Below are 18,997 nucleotides of genomic sequence, written 5' to 3' on the forward strand. Positions count from 1 at the left end.
ATACTGTATATTCAAACAGGTTAAATTGTGTCATAATTAGCCGTTTCTGCCGTTTGTCCTTCAAGCAAATCAGGCAATCCGCGTATCTACCGGGAAAGGTGAATGGATAAGATCGAAGTTCGGGGCGCCCGCACCCACAATCTCAAAAATATCAACCTCGTTATCCCACGCGACAAACTCATTGTCGTCACCGGGCTTTCGGGTTCAGGCAAATCCTCACTGGCTTTCGACACCTTGTATGCCGAAGGACAGCGTCGTTACGTTGAGTCGCTCTCCGCCTATGCGCGGCAGTTCCTGTCGCTGATGGAGAAACCTGATGTTGACCACATCGAAGGGCTGTCGCCAGCGATTTCCATTGAACAGAAATCAACGTCCCATAACCCCCGCTCAACGGTAGGTACTATTACCGAAATTCACGACTACCTGCGTCTGCTGTACGCTCGCGTCGGTGAACCTCGTTGCCCGGATCACGACGTCCCGCTGGCGGCGCAAACCGTCAGCCAGATGGTCGATAACGTGCTCTCGCAGCCGGAAGGTCAGCGTCTAATGCTGCTGGCGCCGATCATTAAAGAGCGCAAAGGTGAGCATAACAAAACGCTGGAGAACCTCGCCGGGCAAGGATACATCCGCGCAAGGATCGACGGCGAAGTCTGCGATCTCTCCGATCCGCCGAAGCTTGAACTGCAAAAGAAACACACCATCGAAGTGGTAATCGACCGCTTCAAGGTGCGCGAAGATCTCAGCACGCGTCTGGCTGAGTCCTTTGAAACCGCGCTGGAGCTTTCCGGCGGGAGCGCCATCGTCGCCAATATGGACGATCCCAAAGCGGAAGAGCTGCTATTTTCCGCTAACTTCGCCTGCCCGATTTGCGGCTACAGCATGCGCGAGCTCGAACCGCGCCTGTTCTCCTTCAACAATCCGGCAGGCGCTTGTCCAACCTGCGACGGCCTGGGAGTACAGCAATATTTCGATCCTGAACGCGTTATCCAGAACCCGGAGTTATCGCTGGCGGGTGGCGCGATTCGTGGTTGGGATCGGCGCAATTTTTACTATTTCCAGATGCTGAAATCGCTGGCAGAACATTATGAATTCGATGTTGAAGCACCGTGGGGCACGCTGAACGCCAACGTACAGAAAGTCGTTCTCTACGGCTCAGGCAAAGAGAATATTGAATTCAAATACATGAACGACCGCGGCGACACTTCCGTTCGCCGTCATCCGTTCGAAGGCGTTTTACATAATATGGAGCGCCGCTACAAAGAGACCGAATCCAGCGCCGTGCGCGAAGAGCTGGCGAAATTCATCAGCAACCGCTCCTGCACCAGCTGCGGCGGCACGCGTCTGCGTCGCGAAGCACGTCACGTATTCGTGGAAAATACGCCGCTGCCGACCATCTCGGATATGAGCATCGGCCACGCGATGGACTTCTTCAACAATCTGAAGCTCTCCGGTCAGCGCGCGCAAATCGCCGAAAAAGTGCTGAAAGAGATTGGCGATCGTCTGAAATTCCTCGTTAACGTCGGCCTGAATTACCTGACGCTTTCCCGTTCGGCGGAAACTCTCTCCGGCGGTGAAGCCCAGCGTATCCGCCTCGCCAGCCAAATCGGCGCAGGTCTGGTCGGCGTGATGTACGTGCTGGATGAACCCTCTATCGGCCTGCACCAACGCGATAATGAGCGTCTGCTCGGCACCCTGATCCACCTGCGTAATCTCGGCAACACCGTTATCGTTGTCGAGCACGATGAAGACGCCATTCGCGCCGCTGACCACGTTATCGATATCGGCCCTGGCGCCGGTGTGCACGGCGGTCAGGTCGTGGCTGAAGGTAAGCTGGAAGATATTATGGCGGTGCCGGAGTCGCTGACCGGCCAGTTTATGAGCGGTAAGCGCAAAATCGAGGTGCCAAAACAGCGCGTTCCGGCCAACCCGGAGAAAGTACTGAAGCTGACAGGTGCGCGCGGCAACAACCTGAAAGATGTCACGCTGACGCTGCCAGTGGGCCTGTTTACCTGTATTACCGGCGTTTCTGGTTCGGGTAAATCAACGCTGATTAACGACACGCTGTTTCCGATTGCCCAGCGCCAGCTCAACGGCGCGACCATCGCAGAACCGGCACCGTATCGTGACGTACAGGGACTGGAACATTTCGACAAAGTGATCGATATCGACCAGAGCCCCATCGGCCGTACGCCGCGTTCTAACCCGGCGACCTACACCGGCGTCTTTACGCCAGTTCGTGAACTGTTTGCGGGCGTGCCTGAATCACGTTCACGTGGCTATACGCCTGGCCGCTTCAGCTTTAACGTACGCGGCGGGCGCTGTGAAGCCTGTCAGGGCGATGGCGTGATCAAAGTCGAAATGCACTTCTTGCCGGATATCTACGTGCCGTGCGACCAGTGCAAAGGCAAGCGCTATAACCGCGAAACGCTGGAGATTAAGTACAAAGGCAAAACGATTCATGAAGTGCTGGATATGACCATTGAAGAAGCGCGTGAGTTCTTTGATGCGGTTCCGGCGTTGGCGCGTAAGCTCCAGACCCTGATGGATGTCGGTTTGACCTATATTCGCCTTGGTCAGTCGGCGACCACGCTCTCCGGCGGTGAGGCCCAGCGCGTCAAGCTGGCCCGTGAGCTGTCCAAGCGCGGTACCGGGCAGACGCTGTATATCCTTGATGAGCCGACCACCGGTCTGCACTTTGCCGATATCCAACAGCTGCTGGAAGTTCTGCATCAGCTGCGCGACCAGGGCAATACCATCGTGGTGATCGAACACAATCTGGACGTTATCAAAACGGCTGACTGGATTGTCGACCTCGGCCCGGAAGGCGGTAGCGGCGGCGGTGAAATCCTCGTTTCCGGAACGCCTGAAACCGTCGCCGAGTGTGAAGCTTCATATACGGCACACTTCCTCAAACCAATGCTGAAGTAAGTTCATCTGCCTCTTCTCTGCGGGGAAGAGGCATCATTTAATCTCATTTCACCTCATTTTTTCCTGCTGAGCATTTGTGATTTGCGACCGTTCGTCATCTGGCATGACGATAGCTGCATAACCACTACTTGCAGGAAGCATCATGTCTTTAAAACACGGATTTTATCGATACGCCCTCGCCGCTGCGTTATTTGCGCTGACCGCCTGCAGTTGGGTGGATAGCTACAGTAGCTCAGCGCATCAGCAGTTACTTATGCTGGAACAACTTCATCTCCAGTTCATCACCGATGCCGCGGTAACGCCTGTCGATCGGCCGATGCTAAGGCAAGAGGATAGCCAGATTCGTCAGCTATTCAGCCTGGCGTTAAACAATAGCGATACGCTGCGGCAGGATAATCTGCTGGTACTGAAACAAAACTACCAGCGGCTATACGCGCAAGTATCCAGCCAGGATACCGCACTGACGCCTTTCGCAGCCTCGGTTCTAACGAAACAAACGGAAAACCTTTACCAACAGGCCATCAATGGCGAACAACAACGTTCAGGGAAATAATGATGTCTACCCTAGAGGAACTCAGCACCCAGTTCACTGACGCCGGAGTCAATACGGCGGAGTGGTTACAGCTAATAAAAGACATCATTAACGATGATGATAGCGGCATCCGCGACGCCGGAACGCTAACGCTTCAGGCCTTACAGGAGAAGACACGGGGCTGGTTGACCCAGGACGATCTGATTCTGCTGCTGCAAGGGCAGCGTGATATTGCCGCCATTCGTGCCAACAACGAACGTATCGCGATGCAGACGCATCTTCAGTCCACGCTGCTTCGACTCTTTGATATCACGCTGCTGGCGCTATTAGGCGGCCTGTAGTTTTTATGACAACAACTTGCGCTTACTTTCAGGGAGCATATCAAGCGCCTGCTGGTAAGAAGCATCGACCAGGTAGTAAATCTGTGAATCCGGCAGGGAGCCGTCAAGGAACACCGTACTCCAGTGGGCTTTATTCAAATGTCTACTGGGACGAACATCGTGATGCTGCTCCCGCAACAGCTGAGCAAGCTCCGGGCTGGCCTTTAACGATACCGCAGGCCGATTGTCTTCCACCTCTTTTACCATCGCAAACAACACGTCTGCCACTTTGATCTGCGTGGCTTTCCAGTCGCTATGCACGCTTTGCTCCGCACCTGATTTCGCCATGCAGTAGCGCAATAACTCCGAAATTGTCATCTTTATTCCCCTGTGAGCGTCGCGATGATATGGCGCGATCCGCCGTGAATACGGTGCTCCCCTAGCCAGATACCCTGCCAGGTCCCCAGTCTGACGCGCCCGTCCTGAACAGGTAGCATCAGCGATACGCCAAGCATCGACGACTTAATGTGCGAGGGCATATCATCGGGACCTTCATAATCGTGTTCATACGGCGCGTTGTCCGGCACAGCATTGAGAAAATGCTGTTCCATGTCGTAGCGAACGGTCGGATCGCAGTTTTCGTTTAGCGTCAGGGAAGCCGATGTATGTTGGAGCAGCAGATGCAGCAGGCCGGTCTTAACGCGCGACAGCTCGCGAATTTGACCCAGAACTTCATCAGTGACCAGGTGAAAGCCCCGAGATTTCGGCCCTAAGGTCAGAGTTTGCTGATGCCACATGAACGACTCCTTTACCAGTGAATCCTCCTAAGTGTGCAGCAATAAGCGAAAAGGTAAAACCTTTGACGCTTTATTTTGCACAAAAAAACGGCAGTTTGCGGGCTGCCGTTTTTACGATAAATGATTAACCCGCCGGGCGGCTTAATATTCTGAATTCACAATCACCTCTTCGCCCTGAGCTCCCGCCATCGGCAGTGGCTTATAGGACGAGTTTGAAGCCCGCATGATGCGGATACCACGAGCACCGACGTCGCGAGCAGCGGCAATATCATTATCTGAATCACCGTAGAAGACTTTGATGTCCTTCTCCTGCAACCATTGCGTCTTTGTGTTCTGTCCCGGCTTGTCGCCGGCAAAAATAACCGGATTCATATTCGTGGTCGGGATCAGGAAATCATCCTGCAAGGTTTTTGATACCGTTTCTGTTTTGGTCTGGCTGCGGCCGGTGACAAAATAGATGCTATCGCCACGTTTAACATGCATCGCGATCAGCTGGCGAGCGACCTCTTTCGGCATGCTGAATTCATCCCAGCCATTGTTCATTTTTTCCCAAAACTCCGGGTTTTTCAGGTAATCATCGCTGCCGGGTGAATAGGTTTTCTGCCCGCGCCAGAATCCTGGGCTGGAAAACAGAACCGTATCATCAATATCAAAACCGACGGCCATCGGCTGGCGTCCCAACAGGCTATTTTCAATCTGAGCCACGGAAACCCAATGGATAGGTGCCTGTTCGGCGAGTTTCGCCATATTAGTGCCCGTCCACAGCGGTTGCGGTGTGGAAGCGCGGGCAACGACGGAGCTATTTAGTGCGAACAGTAAGCAGACGGCCCCAAAGGCCAGGGTAATCTTGCGCATATTTTTCCCTAAATAATCGAATCGTTATAGTTTTCAATAATGTGTGTGCTTATTAATGCACCAAAACCTTACCCCCGACGAGCCCGGATAGAAAGGTTTTTCTGCTTTGATGTCATATAAAAAGAGAATGATCACACTTCAGGAAGGGAGTTGCCCCACCAAAATACTGGCAAGGGCAACAAGTCAGGCAAAGACTTATATTACAGCTGCAAATGCCTGCGCCACGCGCTGAACATTGCGCGAATTCAGCCCGGCCACGCACATGCGGCCGCTGGCGATCAGGTAGACGCCAAATTCATCGCGTAGGCGATCAACCTGAGCCGCGCTGAATCCGGTATAGCTAAACATTCCGCGCTGCTTAAGCAGGTAATCAAAGTTACCTCCGGGCACCGTATCTTTAAGCACGTTAACCAGTTCCTGACGCATAGCCAGAATACGGGTACGCATTCCTTCAACTTCCGCCAGCCATGAGGCTTTCAGCTCCGTATCGTTCAATACTGCCGCCACAACCTGTGCACCAAAATTCGGTGGACTGGAGTAGTTGCGACGCACGGTCGCTTTTAATTGTCCCAGTACGCGACCCGCGGTTTCCGCATCTTCGCAAACCACCGACAAACCGCCAACGCGCTCACCATACAGGGAGAAGATTTTTGAGAAAGAGTTGCTGACGAGCATCGGTATTCCGGCGCTGGCGATCGCGCGGATAGCGTAGGCATCCTCTTCGATTCCGGCGCCAAAGCCCTGATAAGCGATATCCAGGAAGGGGATCAGATTGCGCGTTTTCAGCACCTTAACCACCTCATCCCACTGGGCGTTGCTCAGATCGGCCCCCGTTGGGTTATGGCAGCACGGATGCAGCAGCACGATATCGCGCTCCGGCAGGGTGTTGAGTTTTTCCAGGAAAGCCTCGAAACGCACGCCGTTGGTCTCATCATCAAACCAAGGGTAAGTACTTACTTCGAAGCCAGCCCCTTCAAATATTGCAATGTGGTTTTCCCACGTCGGATCACTCACCCATACGCGCGAGTCAGCGAAGTAGTATTTCAGGAAATCAGCACCCACTCTCAGCGCACCGGAACCGCCCAGAGTTTGAATGGAAGCGACGCGATTCTGCACCAGTACCGGATGGTCAGCCCCGAACAGCAGCGGTGCAATCGCGTGACGGTAGGTATTCAGCCCTTCCATCGGTAAATACAGAGAAGCACCATGCGGCTGGGCATTAAGGCGCGCTTCCGCCTCCGCAACCGCCTGTAGCTGCGGGATAATTCCATCTTCGTTGTAATAAAGACCGATGCTGAGGTTTACTTTGTCACTACGCGGATCTTCTTTGAAACGCTCCATCAGGGAGAGAATGGGGTCGCCAGCGTAGGCGTCAACTTTCTGAAACACGTGATGTTTCTCCAGGTTTACATAAGGCAGGTTATTACACAATAAACCGGATGCGCAGGAAGATCGAGAGGATGTTGGCGGATAAAACAGGGCAATAACAAATCGGGGACTGTCCCGGCGGCGGCGCTTGACGCGCCCTGTCCGGGCTACCTGACCTCAGCATAGCCCGAACGAGGTATGTATTAATCTACGTACTTCATCGACACCCTTGAAGTCAGGCGCGTGATAAGTTCGTAAGCACTTACTTTTGTGATCTCAGCAATACGTTCGACGGGCAAGCCTTCACCCCAGAGCACGACCGGGTCGCCCGATTTATCCTGCGATTCGGGCCCGAGATCGACGCAAATCATATCCATCGCCACGCGTCCGACAATCGGCACCTCGCGGCCATTGACCAGCACCGGCGTTCCGGATGGCGCAGCGCGCGGATAACCATCGCCGTAGCCCATCGCCACCACACCTAAACGCGTATCGCGTTCACTTATCCAGGTGCCGCCATAACCAACCGGTTCACCGGTTTTATGCTCGCGGACCGCGATCAGGCTCGAAGTCAGCGACATGACCGGCAGGCAACCAAAATCCGCACCTGTCGACTGGTTTTCCAGCGGCGATACGCCGTAGAGAATAATTCCAGGACGCGCCCAGTCGAAATGCGACTGCGGCCACAGCAAAATCCCACCCGAGGCAGCGATGGAACGCAGCCCCGGTTTACCTTCTGTGAAGGTGGTAAAGATATCCAGCTGACGTTCGGTGGCACCGCATTCCGGTTCATCGGCACGGGCAAAATGGCTGACCACGTTGACCGGCTGGCGGACGTTTTTGCACTGGCTCAGGCGCTGATAAAACGCTTCCGCTTGTTCCGGCAGGACGCCTAATCGATGCATCCCGGTATCCAGCTTCATCCATACGGTCACTGGCTCGGGCAAATCAGCCTCTTCCAGCGCCGCCAACTGCTCCGGGCTGTGTACCGCTGTGTGCAGGCGCTGGGCGGAGATCACCGGCAGATCGGCGGCCTCAAAGAAACCTTCCAGCAGCAGGATCGGCTGGGCGATACCGCCTGCGCGCAGGCGTAGCGCTTCTTCGAGACGGGCGACGCCAAAAGCATCGGCGTCAGGGAGCGTTCGCGCGGTCTCCAGAAGACCGTGTCCGTAGGCGTTCGCTTTCACCACCGCAACCAGCTTGCTGGCAGGAGCCAGTTCGCGTAGACGTTGCAGGTTGTGTCGCAGAGCGCGGCGGTTAATCACTACAGTTGCCGCTTGCATTTAAATTCCTTAATAAAAGAATCTCCTAAATCATTCGTGTTGCAGGAAGGCGACAAGCCTGAGAATCCCCGGGAGCTTAGTAAACTAAGTGGCTGGGGTGAACAGGCGTAGTCAACGCATCTGCGGCATGAAGGATGACGGAGATTTACTCGTCGTCGTATTGTGGCCCGGCATAGTTATCAAAGCGCGACCACTGACCGTTAAACGTCAAACGTACCGTCCCGATGGGGCCGTTACGCTGTTTACCAATAATAATTTCGGCAATGCCCTTTAAATCACTGTTCTCGTGATACACCTCGTCACGATAGATAAACATGATTAAGTCGGCATCCTGCTCGATGGAGCCGGATTCACGCAGGTCCGAGTTAACTGGGCGCTTATCCGCACGCTGTTCCAGAGAGCGGTTAAGCTGCGACAGTGCGACCACCGGGACATGAAGTTCTTTGGCCAGCGCCTTCAAAGAGCGGGAAATTTCGGCGATTTCCAGAGTTCGGTTATCGGAGAGCGACGGCACGCGCATCAACTGCAGGTAGTCGATCATGATAAGACCGATACCATCATGTTCACGGGCAATACGGCGCGCGCGGGAGCGCACTTCCGTCGGCGTCAGACCGGAGGAGTCATCAATATAGATGTTGCGTTTTTCCAGCAAGATCCCCATGGTGCCGGAGATACGCGCCCAATCTTCGTCGTCAAGCTGACCGGTACGAATGCGGGTCTGGTCAACGCGCGACAGCGAAGCTAGCGTACGCATCATAATCTGTTCCGAGGGCATCTCGAGACTGAAGATAAGAACCGGCTTATCCTGCAACATCGCTGCGTTTTCGACGATGTTCATCGCAAAGGTTGTTTTACCCATCGACGGACGGGCTGCGACAATAATCAGGTCTGACGGCTGGAGACCCGCCGTCTTTTTGTTCAGGTCGTCATAGCCGGTGTTCACTCCGGTGACACCATCATGCGGTTGCTGGAACAACTGTTCGATACGCGCAACGGTGGCATCCAGAACATCGGCGATATTTTTGGGGCCTTCATCTTTATTGGCGCGGCTTTCGGCGATCTTGAAGACTCTGGACTCAGCCAGATCGAGCAGGTCTTCACTGGTACGGCCCTGGGGGTCGAAACCGGCCTCAGCGATTTCATTCGCCACCGAGATCATTTCACGCACAACTGCACGTTCGCGCACAATATCGGCATAAGCGCTAATGTTCGCTGCGCTTGGCGTATTTTTCGATAATTCAGCCAGATAGGCGAAGCCGCCGACGCTGTCCAGTTGCCCCTGACGCTCCAGCGATTCCGCGAGCGTGATCAGGTCAATCGGGCTACCCGATTCTTGCAGGCGCGCCATTTCGGTAAAAATATGGCGATGCGGGCGAGTATAAAAGTCTTCTGAAACCACGCGCTCAGCGACATCGTCCCAGCGTTCGTTATCCAGCATTAAACCACCCAACACCGACTGCTCCGCTTCAATCGAGTGCGGCGGGACTTTCAGCCCGGCAACCTGATAATCGCGGTCACGGGGTTCAGTCTGTGGTTTGTTGAAGGGTTTATTTCCTGCCATAGTGAATGGAGTTACCGAGATAGTGAATGGGTCGAAAGATTACCACATTTATGGAGGAAGCATGGCAACACGTATTGAATTTCACAAGCACGGAGGGCCTGAAGTTCTGCAAGCGGCGGAGTTCACACCGAAGGATCCGGCGGAGCACGAAATTCAGGTAGAAAACAAAGCCATCGGTATCAACTACATTGATACTTACATCCGCAGCGGCCTTTATCCGCCCCCCTCTCTACCGAGCGGACTGGGCACCGAAGCCGCAGGCGTAGTGAGTAAAGTCGGCAGCGGCGTGAAGCATATTAAAGCGGGCGATCGGGTGGTTTATGCGCAATCCCCCCTGGGGGCCTACAGTTCGGTGCATAACGTACCTGCCGATAAAGCCGCCATTTTACCTGACGCTATCTCTTTCGAGCAGGCGGCAGCCTCATTCCTGAAAGGGTTGACGGTCTATTATCTGCTGCGCAAAACCCACGAAATTAAGGCGGGTGAACCGTTCCTGTTTCACGCGGCGGCCGGTGGCGTAGGATTGATTGCCTGTCAGTGGGCAAAAGCGCTGGGCGCTAAACTGATCGGCACCGTCGGCAGCGCGCAAAAAGCTGAGCGCGCTAAACAGGCCGGAGCCTGGGAGATCATTAACTATCGTGACGAGAATATCGTCGAGCGCTTAAAAGAGATAACCGGCGGTAAGAAAGTTAACGTGGTCTATGACTCGGTAGGCAAAGATACCTGGGAGGCGTCACTCGACTGCCTACAGCGCCGGGGACTGATGGTCAGCTTCGGCAACTCGTCCGGCCCGGTGACCGGCGTGAACCTTGGGATCCTCAACCAGAAGGGTTCGCTATATGTGACCCGCCCTTCGCTGCAAGGCTATATCACCACCCGCGAAGAGCTGACGGAAGCCAGCAATGAGCTGTTCTCGCTAATTGCCAGCGGCGTGATAAAAGTGGATGTGGCGGAGAGCCAAAAATATGCATTAACCGATGCCAGACGCGCACATGAGGTGCTGGAAAGTCGGGCAACGCAGGGTTCGAGTTTGCTATTACCGTAATGGCCGGAGCACAAAAGTTTAGGGCTTCCACATGGGAAGCCCTTACTTTTTTTGTTCGGCTGTATGTAGGGTACAGCTCGATGAATTCGTTAACGCGCTAATAGTGACAGATTTAATAAGCAAAGCCTACGCTGCTTTATGCAAAAATCTTCAGGTTGTGACATACCGCTCAATACCTTAGTAACGCCAACGGTTATTACGGCGATAACGACTTTCAGTTGGCGATTTTATCGCCCGAATCACCCAGACGACGACAACGGCCAGCAGCAACCATGGCAACAGTTTAATCATTAATGCAAACAGGCCGCCGACAAACATCAGCGCGGTTGCGACGACTATTGCGGCGATAATTCCCAGCAGCGATACGCCGGTAACCAACAGCATGACAAAAAAGCCAATAACAAATAAGAGTTCCAGCATCGTCTTCTCCCCAAAGAATTTCTGTATGTCTTCCCGGATATTACAAAAAACGTGCCAAATTTAAACTATTGAATTTGAAGCAAAACGCCCTGCGTAATTAACGCAAGGCGTGGTGAATTTGACCAGGTTTTAGTGAAAAAATTAACGCTTGTCGGCAACCAGCTGCAACGCCTGCTCCAGCACATTAATATCGGCACCGGCTTTATGCGCATTCTCACTCAGATAGCGACGCCATTGACGTGCGCCCGGGATCCCCTGAAATAACCCCAGCATATGACGCGTCACATGGCCCAGGTAAGTGCCGCTACTCAGTTCACGTTCGATATAAGGATACATCGCGCGAACCACGGCAACCGGGTCGGGATCGATGCCTTCAATGCCGAAAATTTCCCGGTCAACCGAAGCCAGAATACCCGGATTCTGATAAGCCTCACGCCCCACCATCACCCCATCCATATGCTCAAGGTGCAGCTTTGCCTCTTCCAGCGACTTGATGCCGCCGTTGATGGACATGGTCAGGTGCGGGAAATCGCGCTTGAGCTGGTAAACGCGCGGGTAGTCCAGCGGTGGGATCTCACGATTCTCTTTCGGGCTCAGGCCGGAAAGCCAGGCTTTACGCGCATGGATGATAAACATCTCGCACTCGCCGCGACCGGACACGGTTTCAATGAAATCGCAGAGAAATTCGTAGCTATCCTGGTCGTCAATGCCAATACGGGTTTTAACCGTCACCGGGATGGACACCACGTCGCGCATCGCCTTGACGCAATCCGCCACCAGTTGCGCGTTACCCATCAGGCAGGCACCAAACATGCCGTTTTGCACGCGATCGGAAGGGCAGCCGACGTTGAGGTTTATTTCATCGTATCCGCGCGCTTGCGCCAGCTTCGCGCAGTGCGCCAACGCAGCCGGATCGCTGCCGCCCAGTTGCAAAGCAACCGGATGTTCTTCTTCGCTATAGGCCAGATAGTCGCCTTTGCCGTGGATAATCGCGCCGGTGGTCACCATTTCGGTGTACAGCAGCGTATGGCGCGACAGTTGACGCAGGAAGTAACGGCAGTGTCTGTCGGTCCAGTCGAGCATCGGCGCGATGGAAAAACGGTGAGCAGCAAAAGCAGTAGGCGTTGATTCTGACATCATGGCGAATAAATAAGCATCCGGGTAAAAAGGGGCGCTACTATAGCATAAAGATAAACCACTGGCGCATCGCGCCAGCGTTCACATCCTCTATCCGGTAAGAAGCGCTATTTTCTCCGCGGCTTACCGTCGTGCGGGCCAAAAAACTGCGGTGGATGATCGACCCAGCGATCCTGGCGCGTGGCGGCATAACCGGGGTTAAGCGGATAGTAAATGCGATTAAATTTTTTGTTCGCCTCCCCCACCACTAACAGGCGAACTTCCTGTTCGGTGTTGTTAAGGAAAGTGTGGCAAACGCCGGTTCCGGCAGGAAAACCGACGCTATCCCCCGGCTCCAGCTTCCAGAGATAGCCGTTGATCCACACTTCAGGATAACCATCCAGCACGTAGATAAATTCTTCTTCGTCACTTTCCGCATGCGGATAAGAGGTACGACGCCCGGGCAGCAAGCGCTCGTGATGAATCCCTAAGCGGTTCAGGCGCAGGCCGCGCGCCAACGGTGCGCCAATAGAGAAAAGCTCCGTACTGTCGGGATAGGTGGAATCGTCCGCACCTTCCAGTTCGCGCCAATGTCGAATGCAATCAGGTCGTTTCATCGTTTTTTCCCGAAAATGAGATGCATCATGTATAGCACACCTGGCGGGTCTCGGTGTTTTACTGGGATCGTGATAAAGTAACAGCTTCGAATTCACGCAACCAGAGGACGCTCATGGATAAGACCACTTCGCAACAAATGTTAGCGCATGCTGAAAAGCTCTGCGCGCAGCGTGGCGTGCGCCTGACCCCGCAGCGCCTTGAAGTGTTGCGTCTAATGAGCCTGCAAAAAGGGGCTATTAGCGCCTATGACCTGCTCGATCTGCTGCGCGAAAAAGAACCTCAGGCTAAACCGCCGACGGTTTATCGGGCGCTGGAGTTTCTGCTGGAGCAAGGGTTCGTGCATAAGGTGGAGTCCACCAATAGCTACGTACTGTGCCACCTTTTCGATCAGCCAACCCACAGCTCGGCGATGTTTATCTGCGACCGCTGCGGCAGCGTCAAAGAAGAGTGCGCGGAAGGTGTAGAAGATATTATGCATACGCTGGCGGCAAGAATGGGTTTTGCCCTGCGTCACAATGTGATTGAAGCTCACGGCCTGTGCGCCGCCTGTGTGGAGGTGGAAGCGTGCAGTACGCCAGGGCACTGCCATCATGACCACACCATCCAGATCAAAAAGAAAGCCCGCTGAGGCGTTAGCCGCAGCGGGAATCAAGGGTATAGGTACCTCCATGTACCATTCGGGCAGGCAATAACCACGGGTTAAAACACGAACGTTAGTCGCTACCAGCGATAATCGTTTTTAGTTTCCCAATCCTTCACTTCTTTCTCGGCCTGGTCTTTGGCGTATCCATAGCGTTCCTGAATTCTGCCAACCAGCTGGTCGCGCTTACCCTCGATGACGGTCATATCATCGTCGGTAAGTTTGCCCCATTGTTCTTTCGCTTTACCTTTCAACTGTTTCCAGTTACCGCCGATTTCATCTTTATTCATCATGTCATCCTCATCGTTCGGTGATCGTTCGGTGAATGAACAGCCCGCTGTGTGCCGGACATGACTTAACTATAGATGAGTATTCTGAGTAAGATTTATTATTCGGAATCTTTAACCACCATCTGAACAATGCACGCTATGAAAACCAGGTGCCGCGCTGCCAGTGACGCCGCCAGACAATCGCCAGTGAAGCCCCGCGCAGGGCAAGAAACACCGCCAGCGCCAACCATAGACCATGATTACCAAGAACCGGCACCGTCAGCAGCGTCAGGGCGAATCCCGCCGCCGCTACCGCCATGCTGTTACGCATCTCGGCACCGCGCGTTGCGCCGATAAACATACCATCCAACAAGTAGCACCAGACGCCAATGACCGGCAGTATTGTCTGCCAGATGAGATAGCGGTCGGCAAGCTGCTGCAGAGAAGGGAGCGACGTTAACAAGGCGATAATCTGCTCGCCAGCAAGGCTGTAAATCAGCGCAAACGCCAGCGCTACCATGCCTGACTGACGGCAGGCCGCACGCCAGACCTCAAGCAATTGGCTGCCGTCGCGGGCACCGTAAGCCTGCCCGGAGTGCGCCTCCACGGCGTAGGCGAAACCATCCAGCGCGTAGGCGGTAAAGGTCAGCATCGTCATCAACACCGCATTGACCGCTACAACATCAGCGCCGAGCCGGGCACCGTATACCGTCATCGCCCCAAAGCATAGCTGTAGCAGCAGCGAGCGCAGCATAATGTCGCGGTTCAGCGCAAGGAGACGACGCACATCGCCGCGCCAGGCGTTTTTCAGCATCGATAGCGAAACGCCCCGTAGTACCAGCACGCGCTTCGCCATAACGAGTCCGATGAAAAAGGTGGCGTATTCAGCTGTTACGGTCGCCAGAGCTGCGCCCTGCACGTTCATATGCAGGCCCATCACCAGCCATAAATCAAGCACGATGTTGAGTACATTGCCGACAACCAGCAGGATCACCGGTGCACGGGCATACTGCACGCCCAACAGCCAGCCCAGCAGCACTAGATTTGCCAGAGATGCCGGAGCGCTCAGCCAACGAATCTCGAGGAAACGGCGGGCCTGTTCAAGCACCGCATCACTGCCGCCGACGATGTGCAGCGCCAGATTAATTAACGGCATTCTGAATAGGACGATGGCTATCCCGGCAGCCAGTGCCAGCCCCAGCGGCTGCACCAGCGCACGCGCCAGCCGTTGCGGATCTTTCGCGCCGAATGCCTGAGCCGTCAAACCCGTAGTACTCATGCGCAAAAACAGGAGCAGCATGAAGAGAAAGCTGGTCGCCATCGCGCCAACCGCAACGCCGCCCAGATAAATCGGACTATCAAGATGACCAATAACGGCGGTATCCACCAGCCCCAGCAAAGGAACGGTGATATTGGAGAAAATCATGGGCAGCGCTAAGCGCCACAGGGCTTTATCGGCGGCGTTAAAAAGCATGGGGAAGAGCCCAAATGAAGAGGGAAAACAGCGCAGCACCATGCATCAGATGATGCTGCGAGATGAAGAGGTTACTGCCAGTTGCCGTTGCGGATAACGCCGACAGCCAGACCTTCAATAGTGAAACTTTGCTGGCGTAAATCCACCACGATCGGGGTAAATTCGCTGTTTTCAGGTAGCAGTTCGACGACGTTACCCTGTTTTTTCAGACGCTTCACGGTGACTTCATCGTCAATGCGGGCCACAACAACCTGGCCATTGCGCACATCCTGAGTTTTATGTACCGCGAGCAGGTCGCCATCCAGGATACCGATGTCTTTCATCGACATTCCGCTTACGCGCAGCAGAAAATCGGCATTCGGCTTAAACATTGCCGGATCGACCTGGTAGTGGCCTTCGATGTGCTGCTGTGCGAGCAGTGGTTCACCTGCTGCGACGCGGCCGACAAGCGGCAGGCCGTTTTCTTCTTCCGTCAGCAGACGGATACCGCGGGAGGCACCGGAAACGATCTCGATTGCGCCTTTACGCGCCAGCGCTTTCAGGTGTTCTTCCGCCGCGTTTGGGGAACGAAACCCCAAGCGCTGAGCAATCTCCGCACGCGTCGGCGGCATGCCCGTCTGGCTGATATGATCCCGAATGAGATCAAACACCTCTCGCTGCCTGGTCGTTAACGCTTTCATTCCGCCCCCTGGGTGTATATACAGTTATGCTGTGAGTATATACAGCTAACGGTGATTTTGGAACCATATTTCACACAAAAATCAGGAGTTTCTTTCCGTTTTGCGAGCCGCTATGGCAAGACTTAGCGGTAGTTTGCCCACAACAGCGTTCCCCATGTGATCAACGCGATAATAATCGCCAACAGGACCGCCGCAGAACCCATATCTTTCGCGCGGCCAGACAACTCATGATGTTCAGGGCCAATACGGTCAACAACCGCTTCGATCGCGCTGTTAATAATTTCAACTATCATCACTATCAGGACCGAGCCAATCAGCAAAACGCGCGTGATGGCATCGACATCCAGCCAGCAGGCTATCACCACGGCAATAATGGCAGCGATGCCTTCCTGACGAAATGCGGCCTCATTGATCCACGCCGCACGGAATCCTTTCCAGGAATACCCCGCTGCTTTAACGATTCGAGTTAACCCAGTGGTATTATTGGCCATCAAACAAACCTTTTTATGTAAATGACGTCAATGAGTGTACGCGTTTGCCGCGTTACAACGGAAATTTTGCGCACTTTCTGTTATTCTTGCGGCGCATTTGCATGATTAACCAGAGGCTTCACATCGTCTATGTCTGGCTGGCAACGAATTTACTATAAATTACTGAATTTACCATTAAGGGCACTGGTAAAAAGCAAGTCAATTCCGGCACAACCTGCTCAGGAATTGGGCCTGGATACCTCACGTCCCATCATGTACGTCCTGCCCTACAATTCGAAGGCGGACCTGCTGACGCTTCGCGCTCAATGTCTGGAACATGAGTTACCGGACCCGCTTGAGCCGCTGGAGATCGATGGTACCCTGCTTCCCCGCTACGTGTTTATTCACGGCGGCCCGCGTGTTTTCACCTACTACACGCCAAAAGAAGAATCCATCAAGCTGTTCCATGATTACCTGGATCTGCACCGTAACCATCCCGATCTTGACGTGCAGATGGTGCCGGTTTCTGTGATGTTTGGTCGTGCTCCAGGGCGTGAAAAAGGCGAAGTGAACCCGCCGCTGCGTATGCTAAACGGCATTCAAAAATTCTTCGCCGTTCTGTGGTTGGGTCGCGACAGCTTTGTGCGTTTCTCGCCTTCGGTCTCTCTGCGTAAAATGGCAGACGAGCACGGTACCGATAAAATTATCGCCCAAAAGCTGGCCCGCGTGGCGCGTATGCACTTCGCCCGTCAGCGTCTGGCGGCGGTCGGCCCGCGCCTACCTGCGCGCCAGGATCTGTTCAACAAGCTGCTGGCGTCAAAAGCCATTGCCCGCGCGGTAGAAGACGAAGCGCGTAGCAAGAAAATCTCCCACGAGAAGGCCCAGCAAAACGCCATCGCCTTGATGGAAGAGATCGCCGCAAACTTCTCTTATGAAATGATTCGTCTGACCGACCGCGTACTGGGTTTCACCTGGAACCGGCTGTATCAGGGCATTAACGTCCATAACGCCGAGCGCGTACGCCAGCTGGCGCATGAAGGCCACGAGATAGTCTATGTTCCGTGCCACCGCAGCCATATGGACTATCTGCTGCTCTCTTACGTCATCTATCACCAGGGTTTGGTGCCGCCGCATATCGCCGCCGGTATCAACCTGAACTTCTGGCCTGCCGGGCCGATTTTCCGTCGTGGTGGCGCGTTCTTTATTCGCCGCACCTTCAAAGGGAATAAGCTCTATTCGACGGTGTTCCGCGAATATTTGGGCGAGCTGTTCAGTCGCGGTTACTCCGTGGAGTACTTCGTTGAGGGTGGTCGTTCACGTACCGGACGCCTGCTGGACCCAAAAACCGGCACCCTGTCGATGACGATCCAGGCGATGCTGCGCGGCGGTACCCGCCCTATCACCCTGGTGCCGATTTATATTGGCTACGAGCACGTGATGGAAGTCGGTACCTACGCCAAAGAGCTGCGCGGGGCGACGAAAGAGAAAGAGAGCCTGCCGCAGATGTTGAAAGGCCTCAGCAAGCTGCGCAACCTCGGCCAGGGCTACGTCAACTTCGGCGAACCGCTGCCGTTGATGACCTATCTCAATCAGCATGTCCCTGACTGGCGCGAGGCTATCGATCCTATCGAAGCGGTCCGTCCGTCATGGTTGACGCCGACGGTGAACAATATCGCCTCCGATCTGATGGTGCGTATCAATAACGCCGGCGCGGCAAACGCCATGAACCTGTGCTGTACCGCGCTGCTGGCCTCACGTCAGCGTTCTCTGACCCGCGAGCAGCTCACCGAACAGCTGGAGTGCTATCTCGCTCTGCTGCGCAACGTGCCTTATTCGCCGGATGCCACAACACCTGAGGCCTCCGCCAGCGAGCTTATCGACCACGCGCTACAGATGAACAAGTTCGAAGTCGAGAAAGACACCATTGGCGATATCATCATTCTGCCGCGCGAGCAGGCAGTGTTGATGACCTATTACCGCAACAACATCGCCCACATGCTGGTGATGCCGTCGCTGTTAGCCGCCATTGTGACCCAGCATCGTCGCATTACCCGTGCCGAAATATTGCGTCATGTCGAGATGTTCTATCCATTCCTGAAGGCTGAGCTGTTCCTGCGTTGGGAGAAAGCCGAGCTGGGGGGCGTCGTCGATGCGCTGATTGCTGAGATGCAGCGTCAGGGGCTGATCGCCCTGAACGAAGACGAAGTGAGCGTCAATCCGTCTCACGCCCGCTCTCTGCAACTGCTGGCCGCAGGCGCGCGCGAAACGCTGCAGCGTTATGCCATCACCTTCTGGCTGCTGAGTGCCAACCCGTCCATGAACCGTAGTTCGCTGGAGAAAGAGAGCCGCACCGTGGCTCAGCGTCTGTCCGTGCTGCACGGTATCAACGCGCCGGAGTTCTTCGATAAGGCGGTGTTTAGTACTTTGGTGCTGACTCTGCGTGATAGAGGCTATATCAGCGATACCGGGGATGCCGAGCCAGAAGAGACGTTGAAGATCTACCGCATGCTGGCAGACCTGATTACTTCTGATGTGCGTCTAACGATTGAAAGCGTTACTCAGGATGAAGCGTAACGTTTGAAGAGCGATCCCGGCTTGCGCTACGCTTAGCCGGGCAACCA

Annotated in this window: 19 protein-coding genes; 6 read left to right on the plus strand and 13 right to left on the minus strand. The window is 54.5% G+C overall.

All coding sequences use genetic code 11. The features are described from left to right. Window positions 1-102 precede the first annotated feature (102 nt). The 3 genes from uvrA (at window position 103) to ACMYSL_RS27115 (ending at window position 3,801) form a co-directional block, all read left to right on the plus strand. Entirely contained in the window at window positions 103-2,928 is a 2,826-nt protein-coding gene (gene uvrA / locus ACMYSL_RS27105) for an excinuclease ABC subunit UvrA (protein WP_181484019.1), read from the plus strand. Window positions 2,929-3,070: 142 nt separating this feature from the next. Further along, window positions 3,071-3,481: a hypothetical protein gene (locus tag ACMYSL_RS27110; protein ID WP_434660650.1), complete on the plus strand. Its 411-nt coding sequence runs from the start codon at window positions 3,071-3,073 to the stop codon at window positions 3,479-3,481. A 2-nt stretch (window positions 3,482-3,483) separates the two neighbouring features. Further along, window positions 3,484-3,801: a hypothetical protein gene (locus ACMYSL_RS27115; protein WP_434664284.1), complete on the plus strand. Its 318-nt coding sequence runs from the start codon at window positions 3,484-3,486 to the stop codon at window positions 3,799-3,801. Window positions 3,802-3,804: 3 nt separating this feature from the next. Here the strand turns inward: ACMYSL_RS27115 and ACMYSL_RS27120 are convergent, their stop codons facing one another. From ACMYSL_RS27120 to dnaB, 6 genes are all read right to left on the minus strand, one after another. After that, on the minus strand, window positions 3,805-4,158 hold the full coding sequence (locus tag ACMYSL_RS27120; RefSeq protein ID WP_112215887.1) for an MmcQ/YjbR family DNA-binding protein: 354 nt from the start codon (window positions 4,156-4,158) through the stop codon (window positions 3,805-3,807). Window positions 4,159-4,160: 2 nt separating this feature from the next. Beyond that, window positions 4,161-4,577 carry a secondary thiamine-phosphate synthase enzyme YjbQ gene (locus tag ACMYSL_RS27125; RefSeq protein WP_181484023.1) on the minus strand — a complete coding sequence of 139 codons (417 nt, stop codon included), beginning with the start codon at window positions 4,575-4,577 and terminating at the stop codon, window positions 4,161-4,163. 141 nt (window positions 4,578-4,718) lie between these two features. Beyond that, complete coding sequence (gene aphA / locus ACMYSL_RS27130; protein WP_434660652.1) at window positions 4,719-5,432, minus strand: acid phosphatase AphA; 714 nt, start codon at window positions 5,430-5,432, stop codon at window positions 4,719-4,721. A 195-nt stretch (window positions 5,433-5,627) separates the two neighbouring features. Beyond that, complete coding sequence (gene tyrB, locus ACMYSL_RS27135; protein WP_182235645.1) at window positions 5,628-6,821, minus strand: aromatic amino acid transaminase; 1,194 nt, start codon at window positions 6,819-6,821, stop codon at window positions 5,628-5,630. A 182-nt stretch (window positions 6,822-7,003) separates the two neighbouring features. Continuing rightward, the gene (alr, locus tag ACMYSL_RS27140) at window positions 7,004-8,083 is read right to left on the minus strand and encodes an alanine racemase (RefSeq protein WP_434660655.1); all 1,080 of its coding nucleotides are present in this window, start codon (window positions 8,081-8,083) and stop codon (window positions 7,004-7,006) included. 145 nt (window positions 8,084-8,228) lie between these two features. Then, the gene (gene dnaB, locus ACMYSL_RS27145; protein ID WP_181484027.1) at window positions 8,229-9,644 is read right to left on the minus strand and encodes a replicative DNA helicase; all 1,416 of its coding nucleotides are present in this window, start codon (window positions 9,642-9,644) and stop codon (window positions 8,229-8,231) included. Window positions 9,645-9,705: 61 nt separating this feature from the next. Between dnaB and ACMYSL_RS27150 the strand changes: the two genes are divergently transcribed. After that, window positions 9,706-10,689: a quinone oxidoreductase gene (locus ACMYSL_RS27150; RefSeq protein ID WP_304255119.1), complete on the plus strand. Its 984-nt coding sequence runs from the start codon at window positions 9,706-9,708 to the stop codon at window positions 10,687-10,689. Window positions 10,690-10,866: 177 nt separating this feature from the next. Here ACMYSL_RS27150 and pspG read toward each other — a convergent pair whose 3' ends face one another. The 3 genes from pspG to ACMYSL_RS27165 form a co-directional block, all read right to left on the minus strand. After that, entirely contained in the window at window positions 10,867-11,109 is a 243-nt protein-coding gene (gene pspG, locus ACMYSL_RS27155) for an envelope stress response protein PspG (RefSeq protein WP_182235641.1), read from the minus strand. Between the two features lie 141 nt (window positions 11,110-11,250). Further along, window positions 11,251-12,249: a tRNA dihydrouridine(20/20a) synthase DusA gene (gene dusA / locus ACMYSL_RS27160; RefSeq protein WP_434660658.1), complete on the minus strand. Its 999-nt coding sequence runs from the start codon at window positions 12,247-12,249 to the stop codon at window positions 11,251-11,253. 104 nt (window positions 12,250-12,353) lie between these two features. Then, complete coding sequence (locus ACMYSL_RS27165; RefSeq protein ID WP_110274587.1) at window positions 12,354-12,842, minus strand: cupin domain-containing protein; 489 nt, start codon at window positions 12,840-12,842, stop codon at window positions 12,354-12,356. Between the two features lie 113 nt (window positions 12,843-12,955). Between ACMYSL_RS27165 and zur the strand changes: the two genes are divergently transcribed. Beyond that, on the plus strand, window positions 12,956-13,471 hold the full coding sequence (gene zur, locus ACMYSL_RS27170; RefSeq protein ID WP_110274588.1) for a zinc uptake transcriptional repressor Zur: 516 nt from the start codon (window positions 12,956-12,958) through the stop codon (window positions 13,469-13,471). Window positions 13,472-13,563: 92 nt separating this feature from the next. Here the strand turns inward: zur and ACMYSL_RS27175 are convergent, their stop codons facing one another. The 4 genes from ACMYSL_RS27175 to ACMYSL_RS27190 form a co-directional block, all read right to left on the minus strand. Next, on the minus strand, window positions 13,564-13,773 hold the full coding sequence (locus ACMYSL_RS27175) for a CsbD family protein (protein WP_110274589.1): 210 nt from the start codon (window positions 13,771-13,773) through the stop codon (window positions 13,564-13,566). A 136-nt stretch (window positions 13,774-13,909) separates the two neighbouring features. Beyond that, a complete protein-coding gene (gene dinF, locus ACMYSL_RS27180) occupies window positions 13,910-15,226 on the minus strand; it encodes an MATE family efflux transporter DinF (RefSeq protein ID WP_304255116.1) in 1,317 nt (438 codons plus the stop codon). A gap of 71 nt (window positions 15,227-15,297) precedes the next feature. Then, window positions 15,298-15,906 (minus strand): transcriptional repressor LexA, encoded by a 609-nt coding sequence (gene lexA, locus ACMYSL_RS27185; RefSeq protein WP_110274590.1) that lies wholly within the window; start codon window positions 15,904-15,906, stop codon window positions 15,298-15,300. Window positions 15,907-16,028: 122 nt separating this feature from the next. Then, window positions 16,029-16,397 carry a diacylglycerol kinase gene (locus tag ACMYSL_RS27190; RefSeq protein ID WP_110274591.1) on the minus strand — a complete coding sequence of 123 codons (369 nt, stop codon included), beginning with the start codon at window positions 16,395-16,397 and terminating at the stop codon, window positions 16,029-16,031. Between the two features lie 129 nt (window positions 16,398-16,526). On the opposite strand from ACMYSL_RS27190, the gene plsB reads away from it, so the two are divergent. Continuing rightward, on the plus strand, window positions 16,527-18,950 hold the full coding sequence (plsB, locus tag ACMYSL_RS27195; RefSeq protein WP_434660662.1) for a glycerol-3-phosphate 1-O-acyltransferase PlsB: 2,424 nt from the start codon (window positions 16,527-16,529) through the stop codon (window positions 18,948-18,950). Window positions 18,951-18,997 lie beyond the last annotated feature (47 nt).

It is taken from the genome of Klebsiella sp. MISC125 (assembly GCF_051131775.1).
In the GTDB taxonomy this organism is placed as follows: Bacteria; Pseudomonadota; Gammaproteobacteria; order Enterobacterales; family Enterobacteriaceae; genus Klebsiella.